8 protein-coding genes are annotated in these 8,899 nt (G+C 64.4%); 5 read left to right on the forward strand and 3 right to left on the reverse strand.

Annotated elements, in window-relative coordinates; translation table 11 throughout:
• Window positions 1-847: fumarylacetoacetate hydrolase family protein (locus tag VEZ38_RS17815; RefSeq protein ID WP_324895869.1), on the forward strand; the 847-nt coding region annotated here is incomplete at its 5' end.
• 73 nt (window positions 848-920) lie between these two features.
• On the opposite strand, the gene VEZ38_RS17820 is transcribed toward VEZ38_RS17815, so the two are convergent.
• Together VEZ38_RS17820 and helD are read right to left on the reverse strand one after the other, a co-directional pair.
• Complete coding sequence (locus VEZ38_RS17820) at window positions 921-2,138, reverse strand: copper amine oxidase N-terminal domain-containing protein (RefSeq protein WP_324895872.1); 1,218 nt, start codon at window positions 2,136-2,138, stop codon at window positions 921-923.
• Between the two features lie 90 nt (window positions 2,139-2,228).
• On the reverse strand, window positions 2,229-4,565 hold the full coding sequence (gene helD / locus VEZ38_RS17825) for an RNA polymerase recycling motor HelD (protein WP_324895874.1): 2,337 nt from the start codon (window positions 4,563-4,565) through the stop codon (window positions 2,229-2,231).
• Between the two features lie 336 nt (window positions 4,566-4,901).
• On the opposite strand from helD, the gene VEZ38_RS17830 reads away from it, so the two are divergent.
• Genes VEZ38_RS17830 through VEZ38_RS17845 form a run of 4 tightly spaced genes read left to right on the forward strand, consistent with a single transcriptional unit; the run spans window position 4,902 to window position 8,467 of the window.
• Window positions 4,902-5,741 (forward strand): electron transfer flavoprotein subunit beta/FixA family protein, encoded by an 840-nt coding sequence (locus VEZ38_RS17830; protein WP_324895876.1) that lies wholly within the window; start codon window positions 4,902-4,904, stop codon window positions 5,739-5,741.
• A gap of 13 nt (window positions 5,742-5,754) precedes the next feature.
• Window positions 5,755-6,834, forward strand: a complete 1,080-nt coding sequence (locus VEZ38_RS17835) for an electron transfer flavoprotein subunit alpha/FixB family protein (protein ID WP_324895877.1) — start codon at window positions 5,755-5,757, stop codon at window positions 6,832-6,834.
• 35 nt (window positions 6,835-6,869) lie between these two features.
• Window positions 6,870-8,180 carry an FAD-dependent oxidoreductase gene (locus tag VEZ38_RS17840; RefSeq protein ID WP_324895879.1) on the forward strand — a complete coding sequence of 437 codons (1,311 nt, stop codon included), beginning with the start codon at window positions 6,870-6,872 and terminating at the stop codon, window positions 8,178-8,180.
• Window positions 8,177-8,467: a ferredoxin family protein gene (locus VEZ38_RS17845; protein WP_324895881.1), complete on the forward strand. Its 291-nt coding sequence runs from the start codon at window positions 8,177-8,179 to the stop codon at window positions 8,465-8,467. Before VEZ38_RS17840 ends, VEZ38_RS17845 begins: the two co-directional genes overlap by 4 nt.
• A gap of 35 nt (window positions 8,468-8,502) precedes the next feature.
• On the opposite strand, the gene VEZ38_RS17850 is transcribed toward VEZ38_RS17845, so the two are convergent.
• Window positions 8,503-8,899 (reverse strand): helix-turn-helix transcriptional regulator (locus VEZ38_RS17850; protein ID WP_324895883.1); only part of this gene is annotated, 397 nt, incomplete at its 5' end.

Below are 8,899 nucleotides of genomic sequence, written 5' to 3' on the forward strand. Positions count from 1 at the left end.
GAGCGGCGTCGTCGACGTCGCCGCGGCGTCGGCGGCGCTGCCGGAGGCGGGAGCCGTCCCGACCGACGTCATGGCGGTCATCGAAGGCGGCGCCGACGCGGTCGGCGCGTTGCAGCGCCTCGCGGATGCGGCGCTCGCCGACGCATCGGTCGCGGCGCGCGTCGTCAAAGCGGAGGACGGTTTGACGTTCGGGCCTTGCGTCACGCGGCCGAATAAAATCATTTGCGTCGGTCTGAATTACCGCAAGCACGCCGAAGAGACGAACGCGCCGATTCCGAAATATCCGATTTTGTTCAATAAATTCAACAATACGCTGACGGGCTCCGGCCACGACGTGCCGCTGCCGCGCGTCTCGAGCGAAGTCGATTACGAAGCGGAGCTCGTCATCGTCATCGGCAAGACGGCGAAGTACGTGGACAAGGCGTCCGCGCTCGATTACGTGTTCGGATATTGCAACGTGAACGACTTGTCCGCGCGCGATCTGCAGATGCGTACGCCGCAATGGCTGCTCGGCAAGTCGTGCGACAAATTTTCGCCGCTCGGTCCGTACCTCGTGACGGCCGACGAGGTAGGCGACCCGAACGCGCTCGAAATCAAGAGCATCGTGAACGGCGAGGTGCGCCAACATTCGAACACGTCGGACATGATTTTCCATTGCGACGAGATCGTCAGCTACATCTCGCAGCATATGACGCTCGTGCCGGGCGACATTATTTTGACGGGGACGCCGGAGGGCGTCGTGCTCGGCCTGCCGCCGGAGCAGCGCGTCTGGCTCGCGCCGGGCGACGTCGTTACGATCGAGATCGAAAAGCTCGGCTCGCTCACGAACCGAATGGTGGCGGAGTAACGATTTCCGCCTCGCCTGATGCGAAAGGGCGACGCTTGCGTCAGATGACGCGGCGTCGCCCTTTTCCGTTCGCTTAGCCGATCGGGGAATACACCTCGATGTGGAGCACAAGCTGCTTCGCCGCGTCGTTCCATACGATGCCATATACGTAAGTTTCCCCGCCCGTCGACGCGATGCGGCGGCCGTGGAGCGCGTTTTGCAGGTCGCTTACCGCGACGTACGTCGCCCCGTCCGCGACGACGGTCGGGAACGACGCCGCATGGCCCGACGGCAGCGCGACGGACACGCTGCCGTTCGAAGCCGCCTTCGTCTCCCCGAAGCGCTTCAGCAGCTCGATCGGGACGAGCGTCCGATCCGCCTCCAGGCGTATCGGCGGCGCGGCGTGGGTGAGGTCGATCGGCGCGGTCCTCGCATGCGGGCCGCGGGCGGTCCACACGGTCGGGGAGCCGGGAAGCGGCGCAGGAACGCGGAGACGTCCGTAACCGGTCACGATGTAGCCGGAGCCGTCGCTTGTCGGCGACACCTCGACGATATCGGCGCCGAGCGTACGGTAGGCGCCGTTCGCGTCGGCGCCGACGACGGTAAACTCGAAGGCGAAGCCGTCGCCGCGCTCCCGTACGCCGCCGGAGATCGTCCACAAGTTCGACGGCGCTTCCTCGGCCATGCCGTCCGCAACGGGTTCGAGGCCTGGCGCGAATACCGTCCGCGCCTCCTCGTAGACGTCATACAAGCGATACAGCGCCGCTTCGGCGATGGCGTGAGGCGTCGACGAGGCGACGATCTCCCGGTCCGACTCGCTCAGTTCGGCGGCCGAAGGCGCCTCGCGGCGTTCGACCGGGCCAGACACGCGAACCTCGTTCGACGCGGGGATCCAATCGACGGAGGCGCCGAGCGCTTCGCCGACCGCTCGGAGCGGCACGAACGTTCGATCGTTCGAAAGGAGCGCAGGCGCGTCAAGGGCGACGACTCGGTCGTCCACGGTCATGCGGGAAGCGCCGACCGCGAGCGTCACGGTCGTCCCTTGCCGCTTCGCCGTAATCGTTCTCGTCGCTTCGTCGTAATGAACCGCGGCGCCGAACGACTCGAATAGGGAGCGCATCGGAACCATCGCCCGGTTCCCGCGCAGGAACGGCGTTTGGTCCTTCGGCAGCTCGGCGCGCGCGCCGTTAAGGGTCACTCCGATCGAAGGCGAGGCTTGGGCGGCGGACGGTTCGGCCGCGAAGGCCGCGCCCGCGAACGAAGCGATGGCGACGGCGCCCGTAAGCGAGAGAAGCAGGGATCGGATTCGCATTTGTTTTTATATCTCCTTAGTGGTGCTGTCTCTTTGCGCATTAGACGCGATCCCCAAGTCGGAAGGTTGCGGAGAAGAGCCTTCCAAATGTTACCTCCGCTCCGTAACGTACGCTTCCGCAGGTACGCCTTCGAGGAACGGCGACGGCCGTCCGGCGACATACAGCCGCAGCCGATGCATCGCCCGCGTGCAGGCGGTGTAGAAGAGCTTCCGCTCGGCAGCTTTCCCGTAGGCGCTTGCCGACGCGTCCTCGATCAGCACCGCATCGAATTCGACCCCTTTCGCAAGATACGTCGGCACTACGCACGCGCCCGGGGGAAACCGAGTGGCGTCCCTCGCGACGAGTTCAAGGCCGTCGATGCGCGGTCTAAGGCGCTCGTAGGCTGCGGCCGCCGCTGCGGCCGTTTTGCATAAAATACCGATAGAGCCGTAACCGTCCTGTCGCAAACGCCGGACGTCTTCCGCGATCGCTTCCTCGACCGCGCCCCTGTTTTCCGCGAAGACGATCGCGGGGCGCTCGCCGGGGCGTTCGAACGGCTCGATGTCCGCGCCGCCGTCCGCGAGCAGCCGCCTTGTAAATTCGACCAGCTCCCGCGTGGAACGGTAGCATCGGCGGAACGCCGCGACGGCGGTTTCGGCTTCGCCGAACAGCCGGGCGAGAGCGGCTTCGTCCTCCAGCGCTGCGGCGAACGGGAAGATCGCCTGGCGGAAATCGCCGACGATCGTCATGCGCGCGGACGGAAACAGCCGCTTAATATACTCCAGCTGCAGCGGCGAGTAATCCTGCGCCTCGTCGATCACGACATGCCGGACGTCGCGTCTCTCCGGAATGCCGTTCAGCGCGTCCTGCAGCGCCAAATACGGCGCGGCGTCTTCGTACGGCATCGTTCCTTGCGCGAACGCCGCGGCGGTGCGTTCCACGCCGACCCGCCAAGCGGGATCGTCGGGGAGATAAGCGGCTAAGAGGCTCAGGTACAGGCGGGGGACGTCGACGAAGCGGAGCCGCTTTACGCGGCGCCGCAGCGGAGCGAATCGCGCCTTGGCGACCATCTCCCGCAGAATGCGCTCCTCGAGCTCGCCCTCGTTGAAGGCGGCGTTCGCGCCGCGTTGGCGTCTGCGTAATTCCTTATACGCCTGGCGGAGCATTTCCGAGTCGGCGGCCTCGACGCGCTCGGTTACCCAGTCCTCGTCCAGCGACTCCTGTTCCAGCTCGGTCAGCTTTCCCAGAAGCCTCTTGCTCGTCTCCGCCAACCGGTCCGGGAGCCGGCGTCTGCGGTCGGTCGCGGCGAACGTGTCGGCTACCGTCGCCGCGTCGATCAGCGTCTTGCCGTCCATCCGGACGGCGCGGAACGGGAACGCCGCGTCGGGCAGCGAGGCGACGGCATGCTCGATCGCCCGGAGAAAATCGGGCTCCGCCTTCGCTGCCGCGACGACGGTTTCGTCGGCCGTTCCCGCATCGGCGCCGTCCGCCCCGGCAAGACGCGCCTCCAGTTCGTCGAGCGGGTGCGAAAGACGAAACGACGTCCCCAGCCGGTATTGTACGTAATCGGGGAACGTGGCTTGACCGATCGGCTCCTCCCCGAGTTCGGGCAGCACCGTATCGACGTAGCTCATAAACATCGAGTTCGGGGAAAACAATAACATGTGCCTCGACTGCAGCGTGTTCCGGTGCTTGTAAAGCAAATAGGCGACACGCTGAAGCGCGGCGGACGTCTTGCCGCTGCCGGCCGGGCCGTGAACGACGAGCAGCTTGGCGGCGTCGTTGCGGATCGCCGCGTTTTGTTCCTTCTGGATCGTAGAGACGATCGTCTTCATGCGCGCGTCCGACGTCTGCGCCACCATGTGGGCGAGCAGCTGATCGCCGATGGCGACGTCGCTGTCGAACACGCCGATCAGGCGCCCCTCTTCCGAAAGAAATTGAAGCTTGCGCTCGAGCACGCCGCGGATCGTGCCGCCGGGCGTTTCGTAGCTTGCATCCCCCGGAGGGAAGTCATAATATAACGATGCGACGGGGGCGCGCCAATCGTAGACAAGAAAGGTTTCTCCGTCGTCGTCGAGCAGCGTGGAGGAACCGATATAGACGGAAGCCGCGTCGGAGGCGCCGTCCTCGCGGAAGGCGACGAAGCCGAAATACGGGGCGATCCGCGCGCGCCGGAGCGAAGCAAGCTCAAGCGCACGCGTTCGGTGCGCCCGTTCGCGTTCGCCGAGCAGCTCGGCTTGCTGCTTCAAGCTGACGTACGACTCTAATCGATCGTCGAAGGAGTCAAGGTTGACGGACACGTCGTCCCAAAAACGGCGGCGAAGCTCCACCACTTGCGTTCGTCCTTCGCCCACATCGGGTTCCAGCATCGCGATGCGCTTCGAGACGAAGCGCCGCACCTGTTCATACCGGCTCCGTTCTTGTTCCCAGGGGTCTTTCGTTAACATAGGCATCCCGCTCCTTAGAGGGTGTTGACACGCAAACTCGCGGGTGATATAATATAATTGGGATAAAAATATCATAAACACCAAACGAGTGCATGCATTTCTTCATTGTACAATGAATACGCTCATACAATCAAGAGGGTCGCCGATTCGGCGGCCTTTTTTTTGATGTTTTTGGCTTGGATCGCCCAAATTTATGTAAGCGTTGACATTTTCCTTGAAGGAAGTTTCCGGCAAGCATAGAATACATATATATAGATTGTTCTGAAAACTGCAAATTTTCAGACAAACCATCCAATGCTATGTACTATTTTTCACAAACGAAAGGGTGATCCTCCGTTGCTGCACATCGTCGTATGCGTGAAGCAGGTGCCCGACAGCCGTGAAATTCGCATCGACCCGCACAACAACACGCTGATCCGCCAAGGGGTACCAAGCATCGTCAACTTCTACGATCTTCATGGCCTCGAGGAGGCGCTGCGGATCAAGGACGAGACGGGCGCACGCGTCACCGTCGTCACGATGGGGCCGCCGCCCGCGGAGAAAGGGCTGAAAGAATGCATCTCCCTCGGCGCCGACGAGGCGGTGCTCGTGACCGACCGCGGCTTCGCCGGCGCGGATACGCTCGCGACGTCGTACGTCGTGGCGAAGACGATTCGCAAGGTCGAGGAGACGTGGGGACCCGTCGATCTGATTTTCTGCGGCAAGCAGACGCTCGACGGCGATACGGGGCAGGTCGGACCCGGCGTGGCGTGCCGGCTCGATACCGAGCAGCTGACGTACGTGTCCAAAGTGGTCGACGTCGACGAGACGACGCGCACGGTCACGGTGCACCGCCACCTGGAAGACGGCACGGAAGTCGTGCAAACCCGCATGCCTGTGCTCATCACCGCGTTGAAGGAGCTGAATAAGGTGCGAAGGGCGTCGTTGCCGGGCATGCTGCGGGCGGCGCGGTATAAGCCGATCGTGTGGACGACGGCGGATTTCCCCGACATCGACCGCTCGCAGATCGGGCTGAAGGGTTCGCCGACGATCGTCGCGAAAACCTGGGTACCGGAAGCGCGGAAGGCGAATCCGGCGATGCTGCCGGCGAGCGATCCGTCGGAGGCCGCCGCGGCGCTCGCCGACAAACTGTGGGCGAGCGGCATGCCCGAGCGGCTCGGCTGGGCGCAGCGATAAGGAGGAGAAGCGGATGAGCGACATTAAGGAAAAGGATAACCTGCCCGACTGGTCGGCCTACCGCGGGGTGCTCGTCTTCGTCGAGCAGCGCGCCGGGACCGCGAAGAGCGTCTCGTGGCAGCTGCTGGGCGAAGGGCGAAAGCTCGCCGACAAGCTTGAGGCGCCGCTGCTCGCGGTCGCGGTCGGACACGGCGTCGGTCATCTGGCGCAGGAAGCGATCTATCGCGGCGCGGACGTCGCCTACCTCTGCGACGACCCGGTGCTGAAGGATTATCGCACGCGGCCTTACAGCCGAGTCATGCTGCAGCTGATCGAGGACGCGAAGCCCGAGATCGTCCTGTTCGGCGCGACGGCGACGGGGCGCGACCTTGCGGGGGCGATCGCGACGCATCTGCCGACGGGGCTGACGGCGGACACGACGGCGCTCGACGTCGAACCGCATCCGTCGCGGCTGTTGCTCGCGAGCCGGCCGGCGTTTTCCGAGAAAATGATGGCGACGATTTTGTGCAAGCAATACCGGCCCCAGATGGCGACGGCGCGGGCCGGCGTGTTCGAGGCGCTGCCGAGGGACGCGTCGCGGCAAGGCGAGATCGTACGGATCGACTGCCCGCTTCGCGAGGAGGACGTCGCGACGCAGGTGCTCGATTTCCTCGAGGAGTCGGGGCACGTCAATTTAGAGGAGGCGGAAATTATCGTCGCGGGGGGCCGCGGGCTCGGCGGACCGGAAGCTTTCGCGCTGTTGAAAGCGCTTGCGGACGCGCTCGGCGGCGTCGTCGGGGCGAGCCGGGCGGCGGTCGACGCCGGTTGGATCGGCCACGAGCATCAAGTCGGCCAGACGGGACAGACGGTGCGGCCGAAGCTGTATTTCGCGATCGGCATCTCCGGCGCGGTGCAGCATACGGTCGGCATGGCGAACGCCGAGACGATCGTCGCGATCAACAAGGACGAGAGCGCGCCGATCTTTCAGCTCGCGCATTACGGGATCGTCGGCGACCTGTTCAAGATCGTGCCGGCGATAACGGAGGAAATCCGAGCGCGGCGCGGGCTCGCGGCGGAGCGGTCGTTCGAGGCGAAGGCGTCGGAATCGGCGTAGGCGGGGCATTTTCCGAATAGAAGGAGGCTGAGCGAATGGCGGAGAAATTCGACGCGGTCGTCGTCGGCGCGGGACCGGCCGGCGCCGCGGCGGCGCTGACGATGGCGCGGGCGGGGCTGTCCGTGGTGCTGATCGAGCGAGGGGAATTCCCCGGGGCGAAAAACTTGTTCGGCGGGGTGCTGTACCGCAAACAGATCGAGGAGCTCGTACCGGAGTTTTGGACGGAACGCAACGCCCCGATCGAGCGGCATATCGTCGAGCAGCGCGTCTGGCTGATGGGGAAGGAATCGATGGTGACGCTCGGCCATCGGAACGAGGCGTATAAGTCGCCTTACAACTGCTTTACGGGGCTGCGGGTTAAATTCGACCCGTGGTTCGCGAACAAGGCGGTCGAGGCGGGGGCGCTCCCCGTCTACGAGACGGTCGTCACCGACGTCATCCGCGAGGGCGACAAGGTGGTCGGCGTGCGCACCGACCGCGAGGACGGCGATCTGTACGCGAACGTCGTCGTCATCGCCGACGGCGTCAACTCGCTGCTCGGCAAGGCGATGGGGATTCACCAAGAATGGGCGCCGGATGAGGTGTCGCTCGCGGTGAAGGAAGTCATCGCGCTGCCGCGGGAGAAGATCGAGGACCGGTTCAATCTCGAGGGCGACGAGGGCGTGACGATCGAGTTTATGGGCGAGACGTCGCTCGGCATGGCGGGGATGGGCTTCCTGTACACGAACAAAGAGACGATCTCGCTCGGCGTCGGGGTCATGGTCCATCATCTGCGCGAGAAAAAGGTGAAGCCGTACGCGGTGCTCGACGCGGTGAAACAGCATCCGATGATCAAGAAGCTGATCCAAGGCGGGGAGACGAAGGAATATTCCGGCCATCTCATCCCGGAGGGCGGCTACCATTCGGTCCCGCCGCTGTCCGGGGCGGGCTGGGTCGTCTGCGGCGACGCGGCGCAGCTCGTCAACTTCGTGCACCGCGAAGGGACGAATCTCGCGATGACGTCGGGGCGGCTCGCGGGCGAGGCGGTCATTCGGGCGCGGGCGGTGGAAAATTATTCGGCGGCGTCGCTGTCGTCTTACGACCGGAACATTCGCGAGTCGTTCGTCTTGAAGGATCTGAAGAAATACAAGGGCATGCACGCGCTGCTCAAGGAGGAGGATCCGGCGCTGCTGTTCGACCGGCTGCCCCGCGCGGTGAACGAAGCGGCGTACCAGATGTTTCTCGTGGACGGCGAGACGAAGGCGGCGAAGCAGCGCAAGGCGTTCGACATTATCCGCAAAGCGGCCGGAGGGCCGGTAAACCTGATGAAGCTCGGCTACAAAGGATGGAGGGCGATGAACGGATGAGCGGAAACAGCGCGGTGACGGATCGGTTGTTTACGATCCGTTACAAGTGCGACGACCAATCGCACTTGATCATTAAGGAGCGGGACACGTGCTTAAAGTGTACGACGAAGGATTGCAATTTCTTCTGCCCGTCGGACGTGTACGAGTGGGACGGAAAGCAAAAAATCACGACGGTGGCGTACGAAAACTGCATCGAATGCGGCACGTGCCGCATCGCCTGCCCGTCGCATAACATCCATTGGGTGTACCCGAAGGGCGGGTACGGCATTACGTATAAGTATGGGTGAACGGACTGGGCGATCGCTCGTAAGGCGCTCGCAGTCTACCGGTCGTCTTTCCAAGTGCGGTACTCCCGCGGTGACATGCCCGTCCATCGGCGGAACTGCTTGCTGAACGTCGCGGGATCGTCGTAGCCGAGCTTCGCCGCGACCGCTTCGACCGTCAGGAACGGGTCGAGCAGCAGCAGCTTCGCCTCGCGCAGCACGACGGCGGAACGGTATTCTCGCGGCGACATCCCGTACGCCTCGCGGAAGATGCGGGCGCAGTAACTGGCGCTGTAGCCGAGCGCGCGGGCGATGTCGCCGACGATGGCGGCGTCGGCTTCGCCGCGGCCGTCGCCCGCGACGGAGCGCTCGATGCGCTCGGCGATCCGCGACGCGAGGGGCGCGGCCGGCTGGGCGGCGGCGCGGAGAACGCCCGCGGGCGGGGCCGCCCCGTCC

Source organism: Paenibacillus sp., from assembly GCF_035645235.1.
Classification (GTDB): Bacteria; Bacillota; Bacilli; order Paenibacillales; family YIM-B00363; genus Paenibacillus_AE.